Annotated in this window: 13 protein-coding genes and 1 pseudogene; 4 read left to right on the top strand and 10 right to left on the bottom strand. The window is 64.6% G+C overall.

Annotated elements, in window-relative coordinates; all coding sequences use genetic code 11:
* Positions 1 to 77: 77 nt before the first annotated feature.
* Positions 78 to 542: a hypothetical protein gene (locus E8F06_RS06940; protein WP_280365544.1), complete on the bottom strand. Its 465-nt coding sequence runs from the start codon at positions 540 to 542 to the stop codon at positions 78 to 80.
* Between the two features lie 159 nt (positions 543 to 701).
* Between E8F06_RS06940 and E8F06_RS06935 the strand changes: the two genes are divergently transcribed.
* Positions 702 to 941 (top strand): hypothetical protein, encoded by a 240-nt coding sequence (locus E8F06_RS06935; RefSeq protein ID WP_280365542.1) that lies wholly within the window; start codon positions 702 to 704, stop codon positions 939 to 941.
* A gap of 6 nt (positions 942 to 947) precedes the next feature.
* On the opposite strand, the gene pdxH is transcribed toward E8F06_RS06935, so the two are convergent.
* The 5 genes and pseudogenes from pdxH to dinG form a co-directional block, all read right to left on the bottom strand.
* Positions 948 to 1,595 (bottom strand): pyridoxamine 5'-phosphate oxidase, encoded by a 648-nt coding sequence (pdxH, locus tag E8F06_RS06930; RefSeq protein ID WP_280365541.1) that lies wholly within the window; start codon positions 1,593 to 1,595, stop codon positions 948 to 950.
* A 108-nt stretch (positions 1,596 to 1,703) separates the two neighbouring features.
* Positions 1,704 to 2,354: pseudogene (locus E8F06_RS06925) on the bottom strand (OmpA family protein); the annotation flags it as partial.
* 131 nt (positions 2,355 to 2,485) lie between these two features.
* Positions 2,486 to 3,634 carry a serine hydrolase domain-containing protein gene (locus tag E8F06_RS06920; RefSeq protein WP_280365638.1) on the bottom strand — a complete coding sequence of 383 codons (1,149 nt, stop codon included), beginning with the start codon at positions 3,632 to 3,634 and terminating at the stop codon, positions 2,486 to 2,488.
* Between the two features lie 82 nt (positions 3,635 to 3,716).
* Positions 3,717 to 6,098 (bottom strand): beta-galactosidase, encoded by a 2,382-nt coding sequence (locus tag E8F06_RS06915; protein WP_280365540.1) that lies wholly within the window; start codon positions 6,096 to 6,098, stop codon positions 3,717 to 3,719.
* A 216-nt stretch (positions 6,099 to 6,314) separates the two neighbouring features.
* A complete protein-coding gene (dinG, locus tag E8F06_RS06910; RefSeq protein ID WP_280365539.1) occupies positions 6,315 to 8,459 on the bottom strand; it encodes an ATP-dependent DNA helicase DinG in 2,145 nt (714 codons plus the stop codon).
* A gap of 99 nt (positions 8,460 to 8,558) precedes the next feature.
* Between dinG and E8F06_RS06905 the strand changes: the two genes are divergently transcribed.
* Positions 8,559 to 9,023, top strand: coding sequence for a CopD family protein (locus E8F06_RS06905; protein WP_280365537.1), 465 nt, complete (start codon positions 8,559 to 8,561; stop codon positions 9,021 to 9,023).
* A gap of 42 nt (positions 9,024 to 9,065) precedes the next feature.
* On the opposite strand, the gene E8F06_RS06900 is transcribed toward E8F06_RS06905, so the two are convergent.
* From E8F06_RS06900 to E8F06_RS06885, 4 genes are all read right to left on the bottom strand, one after another.
* On the bottom strand, positions 9,066 to 9,827 hold the full coding sequence (locus E8F06_RS06900) for a collagen-like protein (RefSeq protein WP_280365535.1): 762 nt from the start codon (positions 9,825 to 9,827) through the stop codon (positions 9,066 to 9,068).
* Positions 9,820 to 10,098, bottom strand: coding sequence for a DUF1145 domain-containing protein (locus E8F06_RS06895; protein ID WP_280365534.1), 279 nt, complete (start codon positions 10,096 to 10,098; stop codon positions 9,820 to 9,822). The genes E8F06_RS06900 and E8F06_RS06895 overlap by 8 nt, the downstream gene beginning before the upstream one ends.
* Positions 10,099 to 10,273: 175 nt before the next feature.
* Positions 10,274 to 11,002, bottom strand: a complete 729-nt coding sequence (locus E8F06_RS06890; RefSeq protein WP_280365533.1) for an OmpA family protein — start codon at positions 11,000 to 11,002, stop codon at positions 10,274 to 10,276.
* Between the two features lie 95 nt (positions 11,003 to 11,097).
* A complete protein-coding gene (locus E8F06_RS06885; protein WP_280365532.1) occupies positions 11,098 to 11,793 on the bottom strand; it encodes an OmpA family protein in 696 nt (231 codons plus the stop codon).
* A gap of 130 nt (positions 11,794 to 11,923) precedes the next feature.
* Here E8F06_RS06885 and E8F06_RS06880 point away from each other — a divergent pair, with 130 nt between their 5' ends.
* Positions 11,924 to 12,421, top strand: coding sequence for a DUF6231 family protein (locus E8F06_RS06880; protein WP_190833012.1), 498 nt, complete (start codon positions 11,924 to 11,926; stop codon positions 12,419 to 12,421).
* A gap of 3 nt (positions 12,422 to 12,424) precedes the next feature.
* Complete coding sequence (locus E8F06_RS06875) at positions 12,425 to 12,895, top strand: YchJ family protein (RefSeq protein WP_280365530.1); 471 nt, start codon at positions 12,425 to 12,427, stop codon at positions 12,893 to 12,895.
* The last annotated feature ends 5 nt before the right edge of the window (positions 12,896 to 12,900 follow it).

The raw sequence follows: 12,900 nt of genomic DNA, 5'->3' as shown, positions 1-12,900 counted from the left end.
GGCCAATGGCTCTGTCGCCTTCTTCTGCAGGACTGGAACGGGCAGGAAAAAGCTGTCCCGATCGGGACAGCTTAGCTTCAGTGGGCGACGCGGCTGGTGCCGTTGACCGTCATGATGCGCACACGCTCGCCAACGCGGAAGACTTCGTTGGGTTGGACTTCCTGGACATAGGCGCGCATCGAGCCGTCGTCCTCGCGTACGGTGATTTCCACACCCTGGGTGCGGGTCATGCCTTCCTCGGCTGCTGCGCCCAGCAGACCGCCAGCGACCGCGCCGATAACGGCGGCAACCGCACTTCCGCGGCCATGGCCGATGGTGCTGCCGCCGATGCCGCCGACCACAGCGCCAGCACCGGCGCCAACCGGAGTCTTGGTACCTTCGATCTTCACCGGACGCAGAGATTCGATGGTACCCATGCGCACGGTCTGCACTTGCCGAGCCTCGTCACGGGAATAGCTGTCACCGGTCAGGCTCGACTGACAGCCACCCAATGCCAGTGCCACTGCCGTGAAAGAGGCCACCAGCAGGACGGGTTTACGCATAGCATTTCCTCCAGAATTGAGTACCTGTCCATTAGACTCCGCGCCGAGAAAGCTGTCACCTGAAGGGGCACACTACTCAGGCTTCGTTCAGCCTGAATTCAGCTTTCCTACAGCCGCCCGAGAATTATCCCACGTCCTCTCGTAACCCAAGGTTAGCTTATGGACTACTTCATCATCGTGATCACCACCGCAGCCGGTCTGTATTTCCACTGGTGGCTGTACGTCCGCATCAAGCGCTGGATGGATCGTGACCTCGCGCTGTCCCTCGCCGAGGGCGACAAGGCCAAGCAGGCCTTCATGCTGGAACAGCTGGAGCAGGCGCGGAAGGAAGGCATCAAGCGCAAGCAACTTCCCGACCGGCTGCGCCAGGCAGCCGACGGCTACCGGGCGCAAAGTTGAATCACTTCAGGGCGCGAGGCGCTCGCGAACCCAGGCGCCATCCACCAGACGGAAATTGAGACGGTCGTGCAGGCGGCTCGGCCGACCCTGCCAGAACTCGATGCGCTCCGGCAGCAGGCGATAGCCGCCCCAATGCGGCGGACAGTTGGGCGCCTGGTCGAGGAAGCGTTTCTCGGTGTCGGCCAGAAGGGATTCGAGTTCCCCGCGATCACGAATCACCCGGCTCTGGGGCGAGGCCCAGGCCCCCAGGCGGCTGCCCAGCGGACGTACCTGGTAGTAGGCATCGGATTCGGCCGGGGTCACCCGCTCTACCCTGCCCTCGATGCGCACCTGGCGCTCCAGGGCCGGCCAGAAGAAGGTCATGGCGGCGAAGGGATTGGCCAGGAGCTGTTCCCCCTTGGCGCTGTCGTAGTTGCTGAAGAAAGTGAAGCCACGCTCATCCAGCCCCTTGAGCAGCAATACCCGGCAGTGGGGACGGCCTTCGGCATCCACCGTGGCGAGGGTCATGGCGTTGGGTTCGACCGGCAGTTGCTCGGTCTTCACGGCATCGCCGAACCAGTGCTGGAACAGACTGAAGGGCTCAGCGGGAGCCTGGTCCTCGCTGAGCCCATCACGGGTGTAGTCGCGGCGCATGTCGGCCAGGGTCTGGGTCATCTCGGCATTTCCTTGTCTGCTGGGTCCTTCAGCTTACCCAGAACCAAATCAACGGGTTTGATCTGTAGCAGCGACCTTGCCCTGCTTCTCGGGCGTGGCCGGCTGGCTGTACTTGGCGATCAGTGCCTTCAGGGTCTCCTGCGGGGTGAGCAGGATTTCCACACGGCGGTTCAGCGCCCGCCCCTGCTGGCTGTCATTCGCCGCGCGCGGCACGTCCGATCCCACACCCTTGAGGGACAGGCGATCACGCTCCAGACCGCTCAAACGGAAAATGGCCGCCACCGCCTGGGCACGTTCCTGGCTGAGCTTGCGATTGACGTCTTCCTTACCGGAGCTGTCGGCGTGCCCCAATACCAGCACGCCTGTCCTGGGATCGCCTTCCACCAGCTTGGCCACACGGGTGATGGGGCCCAGGGTGCTGGGCAGCAGCATGCTCGGACGATCTGGATTGAACGAAGGATCTACCGGCAGGCTGACCACCAGCACGTTCTCGCGGCGCTCCACCTCCAGCTTGCTGCCCTTCGCCGCTTCGCGAACGCGCGGCTCGTACTCGTCCAACCAGGCCTGGGTTCGCTTCTCGTCGATCTTGGTCACGGACTTGCCCGCAGCCTTGTCCTTGCTACCCCCGAACGACCACCAGCTGGAACTGCTGGCGGCCTTTTCCGGTTTGGCGCCCACGCCCTCCTTGTCATGGCCGTACATGGTGCAGCCGGACGCTGCAAGGCAGAGAAGCAAGGTGGACGTCTTAAGGAGTTTCATGTTCGCGTACCCTGTGAACGATTGGGCCGTGCCACCCGGAAGTGGTGGCACATTAATTTCCTGGCAAGGCTCAAATTTTCTCTCTAAGCCTTTCTTGCGCCTAGAAAAAATGTGCCGAACTGACCAGTGGCTCAGCCCAGGCAGTCTTTGACCACACGCGCCAGTTTCTGTGCGCGCGGGTCCATCAGGACGTAGGGACCGAGGGTGTTGGTGACGAAGCCGAACGCCAGTTCGCGCTCGGGGTCAGCGAAGCCGGTGGATCCGCCAGCGCCGGGGTGGCCGAAGGCGTAGCGACCCATGCCGTAGGTGGCGTTGGCAACATCCGGCTCATCGAGCATGCAGCCGAGGCCGAAGCGGGTAGCCGTCAGCAATGTGAGGTCCTCGCCACGGGCATGCTCGCGGGTCAGCTCGGCCAGCAGTTCCCCATCCAGCAACTGACCGTCCAGCAAGCCGGTGTAGAAGCCCGCCAGGCTGCGCGCATTGCCGTGACCGTTGGCCGCCGGTTGCTGCATGCGCCGCCATTCCGGCTTGTTGGTGCTGGTCATGATCGACGGCGGATTGGTGAAGGAGCGGGTACTGAGCGAGTTCGGCTCAGTCATCATGCTTTTCAACAGGCGCTGCGCAGCGGCATCGCCCATGTTGCCCTTGGCGCGGGCGATATGGGCGACGCGGTGGAACTCCTCATCAGCCAGACCGACATGGAAATCCAGCCCCAGCGGCTTGGCGACTCGCGCCACGATGGACTCTCCCGGACCACGACCTTCGACCCGGCGGATCAGTTCACCCACCAGCCAGCCGTAAGTAATGGGGGCGTAACCGTGCGCCTCGCCGGGCGTCCACCAGGGTTGCTCGGCCGCCAGTGCAGTGGTCATCGCCTCCCAGTCATAGAGGGCTTCCGCCGGCAAGGCGGCACGGATTGCCGGCAGGCCGGCGCGGTGACACAGGAGCTGGCGAACGCTGATGCGCTCCTTGCCGGCGGCGGCGAACTCGGGCCAGTAACGCGCTACAGGCGCGTCCAGCTCCAGCTTGCCCTCCCCTACCAGTTGCAACAGGGTGACCGACGTGAATGTCTTGGTGCAGGAAAACAGGTTGAGGATGGTGTCGCTGTGCCAGGCTTCCTGGCCATCCTTGTCCGCTACGCCGGCCCAGAGGTCGAGGACTGTCTCCCCGCCCACCTGCACGCAGAGGGCGGCACCGCGCTCCTGCGGGTCCGCGAAGAGTTCGGCGAAGGCGTCTCTCGCCGCCTCGAAGCGCAAGTCGAAATAGCCCTGGGTCTGCACCGGCATGCTCCTGTAGGAAATGGAGGCGGCATTGTTCCAGCCTTGCCGCTCCTTGTGAACCGTGCCGAAGACGGGTCGCCCGTCAGGGCTTCCCGGCTTCCTCCGCAGGAGCAGCAGGCTCGGCAGGCGCGTCGGCCTCAGGCACTTCCGCTGGGGCCTCCGCCTCATCCTTGGGCTGTTCGGCGTCTTTCGCAGGCTCCGCCGGTTTCTCTTCGGTTGCCGGTTTGGCCGCTTCCTTCGGCTGCTCCTTCGCCGGCGCCTCAGGCTGTTCCTTGGCCGGTACCTTGGACTCCTGAGGCTTGTTGATGTCCGCCGCCAGACCCAGGTTGGCCTTACGCACCGCCTCGACGAAGCCCTGCCACGGACGGTCGGTGATGCCCACCAGCCCCAGGTGGCCGTTCTCGCCGTCAAGCAGGCGGCCAGTAGCCGGCTGGTCCAGATACTGGAACCAGTGAGCGCCGACGATCAGCGGCTCTTCAGCAGCCTTCTTCAGGTAGTTGGCGTATGCCGGGCCGCGCTCCTCTTCCTTGTACACCTCGGACACACCGCCCCAGAACGGACCGCGGTCACGGGAACCGAAGTGGAACTCGGTGAGCATCAGTGGCTTGTCCAGGCGACGCAGCAGGTCCATGTCCAGCCCGTGCTGCGGCTCGCGGGTGTAGCGATTGAAGCTGATCACGTCGCAATACTGCGCGCAGGCCTCGACGGCCTCGGGCACGGTGGCGGCGAATCGACCGCCCAGCAGCATGTGGTTGGGCGCGTGCCACTTCATGGAGTCGGCGATGGTCTTGAAGTAGGTGTCCGCATAAAAACGCTGGAAGCGTTTGAAGTCTTCCTCAATGGCCGGGTGCTCGGGGTTCGGCAACGGCGGCTCGAAGCCCGGATCCTCCATCAGCTCCCAGGCCTGCAGCTCGATGCCCCAGGCCTTGGAGAGTCCCTCCTGGTTGCGGTACTTGTCGCGCAGCTGCTTGAGGAAGGCGCGTTTGGCCGCCACGTCGGTGGTCAGGCGCAAGGTTCCGTAGGCCAGCGCATAGCGGGCTTTCGGGTCCTCGCCATGACCGCCCCAGGCCAGTTCGTTGTCGGCGAAGTAGCCGAGCAGCCAGGGATCGTCGCGATGGTCGCGGGCGGCGATGGCGATGGCCCGTTCCGCCGCCATGGCGAAACGTGGATCGAAGGGGTCGGGCATACCACCCCACCAGTCGAAGCCGGTCTTGATGGTGGAGAAATCACCGTGGATGGACAGCGGCAAGGTGTAGGGCATGCGCTGGCTGGTGTTGAAAGCCGGATCGCTCCAGTTGCCCACGGTGTTGAAGCCCCAGGCTTTCAGGCGATCCAGGCTTTGGTTCTTCCAGCGCTCCGGGTCGTTGCCGCCGTAGGTGCGCTCGATGTTCGCACCATAGAAGTCGTACCAGCGGCCCTGGTTGAACGCGCGGCCCTTGTTGGCGTCGGTCTCGGCACGGTCGTCACCTTTGCCGAAGTGCGCGGCCAGGGGCTCGTTCTCCTTCGGCAGCGACTTGAACATCGCTTCGCGGCCTTCGACGTAGGTCTGGCTGAGGCCAGGAGTTATCGCATTGACGCCCAGGGAGAAGAACGGGTGGCCTTCCGGAGTCACCAGGAACCAGCGGCCATTGCGTTTCTCTGTACGGAAGAATCCGCTGGCCTCGAAGGTTTCGCCGCCCAACCAGCCGCCGTAGGCGTCCTGCGCAGGCAATTTGGCGATCCAGCCGGCGAGTTGCTTTGCCTCTTCCTCGGCGCTTTTCTTCAGTTGCTCGTCGCTCTTCACCTTGCCCGGCCAGTCGACACGGGTGTACTGCCCATAGGCGTCCATCAGTCCGTCGTAGAGAGCCGTCTGCTGGTCTACCTCTTCGGTACCGAAACGGCCGAGCAGCACGTTCTGGGCTGCGTTCGGCTGGTTCAGGGACAGCGTTACGGAAGCGACCTTGCTGCGATCGAGCTCGCCGTTGACCAGGGTGGCCGGCAGCCAGCGCTTGCCATCGCGCGTCCAAGGCACCGGCGGAGCTGCACGCATGCCGTGGGCATTGGGCGAAGTGGAGGCCAGGGGAATCAGTAGTGTCTGGGCTGGACCTGCCGGCAGCGCGACCTGGGTGGTCAGGACCTTGCCGTCGGTGCTCTCGATGGCGACGTCCAGGGTGATGGCCCAGTCCTGCGCGCTCTGGATGCGCAGGCTCATGGCCTCGGCCTTGGACCAGTCCCAGCTGCCGATCTGCGGGGTGAGGCGCAGGCTCGGCTTCTCGGCGGCATTGAAGGTGAGCCGTCGAAGAATCTCACCGTTGGCGGTGGTTTCGGCAGTCACGCTCGGCAAGTTGGCGTCCTGGGTGGTCACCTGCACGGAGTCCAGCGGACGCACGAAATTGAACAGGGTCTCTGCCTGGGCAGCCAGGGGGATTCCCGACATCCCGAGAAGGATGGCCAGGACGAGGGGGCGTTTGGATGTCGAAAGCATCGGACCGGAGTTCCCAAGAGAATGCAGTGCATAGACCGCAACAAGTTCGTCTCTCGCCGTGGGTGCGACAAAACGAAGCGGGCCAGACAGGTGCCACGAAGCACCCGCAAAAACCCCGGCATCATCGCAGATCGGGGGAGCACAGCGTCAAGGGTGGGCTATCTGGCGCATTGCCAGTCGTCGCCCCGGCCATCCGAAAACGGGCCGGGGCAGCGGTCAGGCGATCTCGCGGCGGAACGGCGGCAAGGCATCGAGGATGGCGCGGCCGTAGCGCTGGGTGACCACACGTCGGTCCAGCAGCGTGATGGTGCCGCGGTCCTCCTCGGTGCGCAGCAGGCGACCGCAGGCCTGGACCAGACGCAGGGAGGCGTCGGGCACGGCGATCTCCATGAAGGGGTTGCCACCACGGGCTTCGATCCAGTCGGACAGCGCCGCCTCCACCGGGTCATCCGGCACGGCGAAGGGAATCTTGGCGATCACCACGTGCTCGCAGTAGGCACCCGGCAGGTCGACCCCCTCGGCAAAACTGGCCAGGCCGAAGAGCACGCTGGACTCGCCATCGTCCACCCGCGCCTTGTGCTTGTTCAGGGTTTCCTGCTTGGACAGGTTGCCCTGGATCAGCACCCGCTTGCGCCAGTCGCGGTCCAGCCCGTCGAACACGTCCTGCATCTGCCGCCGTGAGGCGAACAGCACCAGCGTGCCACGCGCGCCTTCCACCAGATCGGGCAGGTCACGGACGATGGCGGCGGTGTGGGCGGCAGCGTCGCGGGGGTCGGCCTTCAGGTCCGGCACCCGCAACAGCCCCGCGTCGGCGTGCTGGAACGGACTCGGCACAACGGCGGTGACAGCGGCCTTGGGCAGGCCGGCGCGCATACGGAAACGGTCGAACTTGCCCAGCGCGGTGAGGGTGGCGGAAGTCACCAGGGCGCCGTAAGCCACATTCCACAGATTACGGCGCAACGTCTCGGCAGCGAGGATGGGGCTGGCGTTGACTTCGATGTCATGCAGCGCACCGCTTTCCGCCAGGGTCAGCCAGCGCGCCATGGGCGGGCTGTCTTCCGGATCTTCGGTGGTGAAGGCAGTCCACAGTTCCCAGTTGCCCTGGGCGCGGACCAGCAGGCTGCCGAACAGCGGATACCACTCTTCCGCCTGGTGGCTGGCAAGGCCGATGCTGGCCTCGCCATCCATGGCTTCCTTGAGGAGTTCGGTCAGGCGAGTGAAGACATCGTGCAGTCGGGAGAATCCTTTCTTCAGCTCGATACCCAGCTCGCGAAGATGCTCGGGCACCACGCCGGCCTCGAAGCGGTGGCGCGGACGGTCGCGGCCTTCCATGTCCTCGCCGGCGCGGAAGTCGGCGATCTCTTCGCAGGCATTGAACATGAATTGCTGGTGGGCACGGATCTCCCGCGCCAGTTCAGGCACGCCTTCGATCAGGCGGCCGAAGTCGCCCGGCAGGGGGTTCTGCGCCAGCAGTTTGGTGAGGTTCTTCGCCACCTGCTCCAGCCAGTCGGCGGTGGAGCGCAGGCGGGTGTAATGGGCGAAGTGGCCGATGGCCTTGTCCGGCAGATGATGACCTTCGTCGAACACGTAGAGGGTGTCGCGCGGGTCAGGCAGCACGGCGCCGCCGCCCAGGGCCAGGTCGGCCAGGACCATGTCGTGGTTGGTGACGATCACGTCAACCTTGGTCATGCCTTCCCGTGCCTTATAGAAGGCGCACTGCTGGAAATTCGGGCAATGGCGCTTGGTACACTGGCTGTGGTCGGTGGTGACGCGCGCCCAGTCCTGGTCCTCGATGGCTTCGGGCCAGGCATCGCGGTCGCCATCCCAGCGGTTGCCGGCAAGGCGCTCGATCATCTGGTTGAGCAGCTTCTGGCCCTTCTCGTCCACATCGATACGGAAGCCCTCATCGGCGAACAGCTGGGCCGTTGCGCTCTGGGCCTGGCCCTCCTGCAGCAGCATGTCGAGCTTGGACAGGCAGAGGTAGCGGCCGCGACCCTTGGCCAGGGCGAAGCTGAAATTCAGGCCGCTGTTGCGCATCAGGTCGGGCAGGTCCTTGTGGACGATCTGCTCCTGCAGGGCAACGGTGGCGGTGGCAATCACCAGGCGCTTGCCGGCGGCCTTGGCCACGGGAATGGTCGCCAGGCTATAGGCCACGGTCTTGCCAGTACCGGTTCCCGCTTCCACCGCCACCACCGCAGGCTCGCCCTCGCGGTGCCCTTCTTCATCCATGGGAATGGCGCCCAGGGCCTTGGCTACCTCGGCGATCATCAGGCGCTGGCCATAGCGGGCCTTGAGCCCCTTGGCTTCGAGGAAACGGCTGTAGGCGCCCTGGATCTGGGACTTGAGTTCGGTGCTGAGCATGGGAGAAGGCGGGGTCGGAATGCTGGATAAATTTTCAGTACTTTAACAGGCCGGCTATGATAGCGCGCCTTCTTTTCCCCGCCGAATGGAGTTGACCGGATGACACCTCACGCCGCCCTTTACGCCCTGCACCTGCTGGCCGCCCTGATCTGGGTGGGCGGTATGTTCTTCGCCTGGATGATCCTGCGGCCGGCTGCCGTCTCCACCCTGGAACCGCCCGCCCAGCTGCGTCTCTGGTTGGAAGTGTTCCGCCGCTTCTTCCTGTGGGTATGGCCGGCGGTGCTGGTCCTGCCCTTCACCGGCGTCGGCATGCTGCACCTGTCGTACGCCAGCATGGAAGCAGCGCCGCGCTACGTGCACATGATGATTGGCCTTTATGTGGCGATGCTGGCCCTGTTCCTGCGGGTGAGCGCGCTGCTCCTGCCGCAACTGCGGGCGGCGGTGAACGCGGAGAACTGGCCGGAAGGTGGCGCGGTGCTGGGTCGCATCCGCCGGGTAATAGGATTCAATCTTGTGATCGGGCTGGCACTGGTGACGATCGTCGCCATTCGCCCGACGTTCTGATTACAGCCTTGCAGGCGCACGTCCCTGTGCGCCGTCCCACATTCAGAAACGCACGACCTTGAGGCTGCCGGCACTGCCGGCAGCACCGGCACGACCGGGTTGCCCAGCACGACCACTCTTGGCGCCATCAGCCTTGTAGAGCAAGCAGCCCTTGCCAACGCCGCCATGACCGCCGGCCCCACCTTCACCCGGCGCACCACCAGCCCCGCCATCCAGGCGCACACGGACCAGTTCCACCGGGAAGGATGCAGGCACCTCAAGGCGCACCTGCCCACCGGCACCACCGGTCTGGCCATCTCCGCCAGGCTGGCCATCCCAGCCACGGCTGGCATCACCCCAGAGGCAACCTGCCGCGTCGCCGTCGGCGCCGGCCAGCCCGAAATGTCCGGGAGCGCCGATGCCGCCGCGCACGTCGAGGGTCATTTCGCTCACCTGGACGTTCACGAATCGCAGGTCGAGGTTGCGCCCGGAACTGGCCGGCTTGCTCATGCTGCCGGCAGCACCCGAAGCCGTGATATGGCTACCGGTGCCTATCTCGCCGCGCTGCACCTCCAGGCGAAATGTCTGCTCGGCCGGCGCGATACCCAGACGCGCCTCGCGCCCCATGTGCAGTTCGCCGATGCGCAATTCGGTAACCCCCGCCGGGATCAGTAGCGTGGCGTAGTCAGCCACGTCGACCCGGTCGAGATTCAGGCTCCCGGCTCTCGACGGCAGCTTGAGGAAGTTGTGGGCTTCCACCGTTACCTGACCCTGGGCCAGGACAACGGGAGTGAACAGTGCGAGCAACAGGCAGAGCTTACGCATGGCCGCTCTCCTTGGCGCCGTGACGTGGGATTCCGAGCAGGTGGAAGATTCCGAACAGGAGCAGCTGCAGGCGATCCAGCCAGGGGTTGGCACGGCCACGCAGCAGCGAATTGAACAGCATGATTTCGAACAGGTGGACCAGGATAAGAAGGATCCCGGCGCCATTGAGCAGCATGTCGAATGGTTTGGCGAACGGTGAAACGAGGTTGACGACCACCACCAGCCAGAACAGCAGGGCGACGACTTTGCCCAGCCCCATGAATAAACGCATTCCTCCCCTCCCCCAAAGTTTTCAGCCAGGTCTGCCGTCGTTCGGTGGTACTGCTCGCCGAACAGGCTTTTTTCGAGTTTTGCGGAACATACGCCGAAGCCCGGCGACGCACCAGTGCGTCGCCGGGAAAAGAATCGAACTGCGAAATGTCATTGATACAGAGCAGCAAGTTCCTTCAGCGATCGACCTGGATTTCCACCCGGCGATTCTGCGCGCGCCCTGCATCCGTCTCGTTGTCCGCCACCGGCTGGCTTTCGCCCTGGCCTTCTGCGGTCAGCTTGTCGGCCGGTACACCCTGGCTCGCCAGGAAGTCCGCCACGGACCTGGCCCGGCGCTCGGAGAGCCCCTGGTTGTACTGATCGGAGCCCACGCTGTCGGTGTAGCCGATCACCTTGGCGCCCACCAGGTTGGCGCCAGTAAGGCGGTTGGCGACGGCGACCAACTGTTCCTTGGCAGTGGATGTCAGCTTGGCGGAATCGAAGGCGAACAGCACGTTGCCCATGTCGCTCAGGACGATCACCTCATCCTGGGGCGGCGGTGGGGCCTCGGTTGTGGCCTGGGGATAAGTTCGCTGCGGACAACCTCGGCTATCGACGGTCGCGCCGGCTGGGGTATTGGGACAGTCATCCCGGCGATCGAAAACGCCATCGCCATCGGCATCGCCGTCCTGCGCGTAACAGATCAGGCCGCCGATAATGGCGCCGGCCGCGGCGCCGCCGGCTGCCCAGGCAGAGCTCTCGATAGAGCCCAGACCACCGCCTGCCAGGCCGCCGATCAGACTGCAGATTGGCCAATTCCCCTGATTCAGCGGCGCACTGCCATTGCTGGACGTGGACGCGCAACCAGAGAGGAAACTGCTGACCAGAAGAAGTGAAATCGCAACCCGGGGGAGTTGGTTGCCCATGATGATTCTCCTGTGCCACCGGCCAGGCCGGTACCACAGGAGTAAAGACCCGGCTCCTGCGGCGCACAAGGCGCGCGCCGCAGGTATTCCGGGGTTTAGCGGTCGATCTGGATTTCCACGCGACGGTTCATGGCGCGGCCGTCCTTGGTGGCGTTGTCGGCTACCGGCTGGCTTTCACCCGCACCGCTGACACCAACGATACTGGAGGCCGGGATGCCACTGCGTACCAGGTAATCGGCCACCGATTGGGCACGGCGCTCCGAAAGTTTCTGGTTGTAGGCATCGCCGCCGACACTGTCGGTGTGACCGGTGATCGTCAGCTTGGCATTCGGAGCTTCGTTCTTCAGTCGACTAGCGACGCCATCGAGCTTGGCTTCGTCAGCCGGGTCGAGTTTCGCGGAGTCGAATGCGAACAGCAGATCGCGGACAACAATGGTTTCGTGCTCGACGACGACCACCTCTTCAGCCACCGGCTCTTCTGCCTTGAGCGGGCAACCATCGGCGTCCACCTGGGTACCGCGCGGAGTGCCAGGGCACTTGTCGCGGCTATCAAATACGCCATCGCCATCCTCATCGCCATCGCCGTGAACCCAGCAATAGGCTGCCGCTGTGCCGGCGCCGATCAGGGCGCCCCAGCCTGCATAGGTGCTGCTTTCGATCGCACCCAGTCCCGCACCTACCACACCCCCTACTGCCGCACACTTGGGCCAGTCGGTCTTCTGCAGGCCGGCGCAACCGGTTAGCAGGCTGGTCACTAGTACAAGGGGTAACGCTGTCCGTGTAATGCTCATAAGCAAGTCTCCTCTTAGAATCGGCCCATACCGACACTTAGGGAGTAAAGACGCCAGCCCCGGAAACCGCCAGCACTAGGCCACGAGTCGCCTTCGGGCTAGTCTTGCCCTACTTGTTCGAGGATTTTCGATGACTGATAGCTTCTCCTCCCGCACACCGCAGCAAGCCCTTGCGGCCCTGCTCGAACGCTACGCTCCGCAAAGCCTGCTGCTGGTCGGCGACAGCCCGCTTCCGGCGCTCGAAGCCTTCGCCGCCGCTCACCCGGAAAGCCAGGTGGTGCAGGTTCCCGCCGGCCCGCTGCCGGCGGAGCAGGCAGGTCGCCGCTTCGACCTCGCGCTGCTGGCTGACTGCCTGGAGCACCTGCCCAAGCGCGACGGCTTGCAGCTGCTGGGCGGCATCCGCAACCTCAACGCCAGCCGCGTGGCGGTGTTGGCAGACCTCAATGCCTGTGGCTGGAAGGACACCGACTTCTTCTCCCTGGCGATGCAGGCCAGTGAGCGTTTCCGCCGCGACCAGCAGACCCTGACCCTGTTCACCTACGACCTGCGCGAGTACAAGCAGGTCCCTGACTGGCTGAACGCCAAGTTCTGGGCCAACCCGGAAAACTTCGGCAAGTACTGGTGGTAAGCCATGAGCACTGCGATCTGTCCCTGCGGTAGCGGCAATCTCCTCGAAGTCTGCTGCGGCCGCCATCACGCGGGCCACCCCGCCGCCAGTGCCGAGGCACTGATGCGTTCGCGCTACAGCGCGTACGTCCTCGGCCTGGTGGATTACCTGGTGGAAACCACCCTGCCCGCCCAGCGCGCCGGACTGGATGTCGAATCCATCCGCGCCTGGAGCCTTGGCAGCACCTGGCTCGGCCTGGAAGTGGAAGGCCATGAGCTGCTGGGCGGCCAGCCCGAGCATGCCTTCGTCACCTTTACCGCTCGCTGGCACGACCAGGGCGGCGAACACAGCCATCGTGAACGCTCGGCCTTCGTCCAGGCGGATGGCCGATGGTATTTCCTCGACCCCACGGTGCCGGTGAAGGCGGGACGCAACGACCCCTGCCCCTGCGGCAGCGGGCAGAAGTTCAAGAAATGTTGTTCGAGTTATTTCTGAAGCGA

Source organism: Pseudomonas sp. BN411 (assembly GCF_029871235.1).
In the GTDB taxonomy this organism is placed as follows: Bacteria; Pseudomonadota; Gammaproteobacteria; order Pseudomonadales; family Pseudomonadaceae; genus Metapseudomonas.
The sequence above is the reverse complement of the archived record's forward strand: the minus strand, read 5'-3'. Positions and strand labels throughout refer to the sequence as shown.

Excerpts from the sequence above, each read along its gene's own strand:
- E8F06_RS06915 (WP_280365540.1), bottom strand. The coding sequence starts at position 6,098 with ATGCTTTCGACATCCAAACGCCCCCTCGTCCTGGCCATCCTTCTCGGG.
- dinG (WP_280365539.1), bottom strand. The coding sequence starts at position 8,459 with ATGCTCAGCACCGAACTCAAGTCCCAGATCCAGGGCGCCTACAGCCGT.
- E8F06_RS06875 (WP_280365530.1), top strand. The coding sequence starts at position 12,425 with ATGAGCACTGCGATCTGTCCCTGCGGTAGCGGCAATCTCCTCGAAGTC.
- E8F06_RS06940 (WP_280365544.1), bottom strand. The coding sequence starts at position 542 with ATGCGTAAACCCGTCCTGCTGGTGGCCTCTTTCACGGCAGTGGCACTG.
- E8F06_RS06890 (WP_280365533.1), bottom strand. The coding sequence starts at position 11,002 with ATGGGCAACCAACTCCCCCGGGTTGCGATTTCACTTCTTCTGGTCAGC.
- E8F06_RS06900 (WP_280365535.1), bottom strand. The coding sequence starts at position 9,827 with ATGCGTAAGCTCTGCCTGTTGCTCGCACTGTTCACTCCCGTTGTCCTG.
- E8F06_RS06895 (WP_280365534.1), bottom strand. The coding sequence starts at position 10,098 with ATGCGTTTATTCATGGGGCTGGGCAAAGTCGTCGCCCTGCTGTTCTGG.
- E8F06_RS06885 (WP_280365532.1), bottom strand. The coding sequence starts at position 11,793 with ATGAGCATTACACGGACAGCGTTACCCCTTGTACTAGTGACCAGCCTG.
- E8F06_RS06880 (WP_190833012.1), top strand. The coding sequence starts at position 11,924 with ATGACTGATAGCTTCTCCTCCCGCACACCGCAGCAAGCCCTTGCGGCC.
- E8F06_RS06935 (WP_280365542.1), top strand. The coding sequence starts at position 702 with ATGGACTACTTCATCATCGTGATCACCACCGCAGCCGGTCTGTATTTC.
- E8F06_RS06905 (WP_280365537.1), top strand. The coding sequence starts at position 8,559 with ATGACACCTCACGCCGCCCTTTACGCCCTGCACCTGCTGGCCGCCCTG.
- pdxH (WP_280365541.1), bottom strand. The coding sequence starts at position 1,595 with ATGACCCAGACCCTGGCCGACATGCGCCGCGACTACACCCGTGATGGG.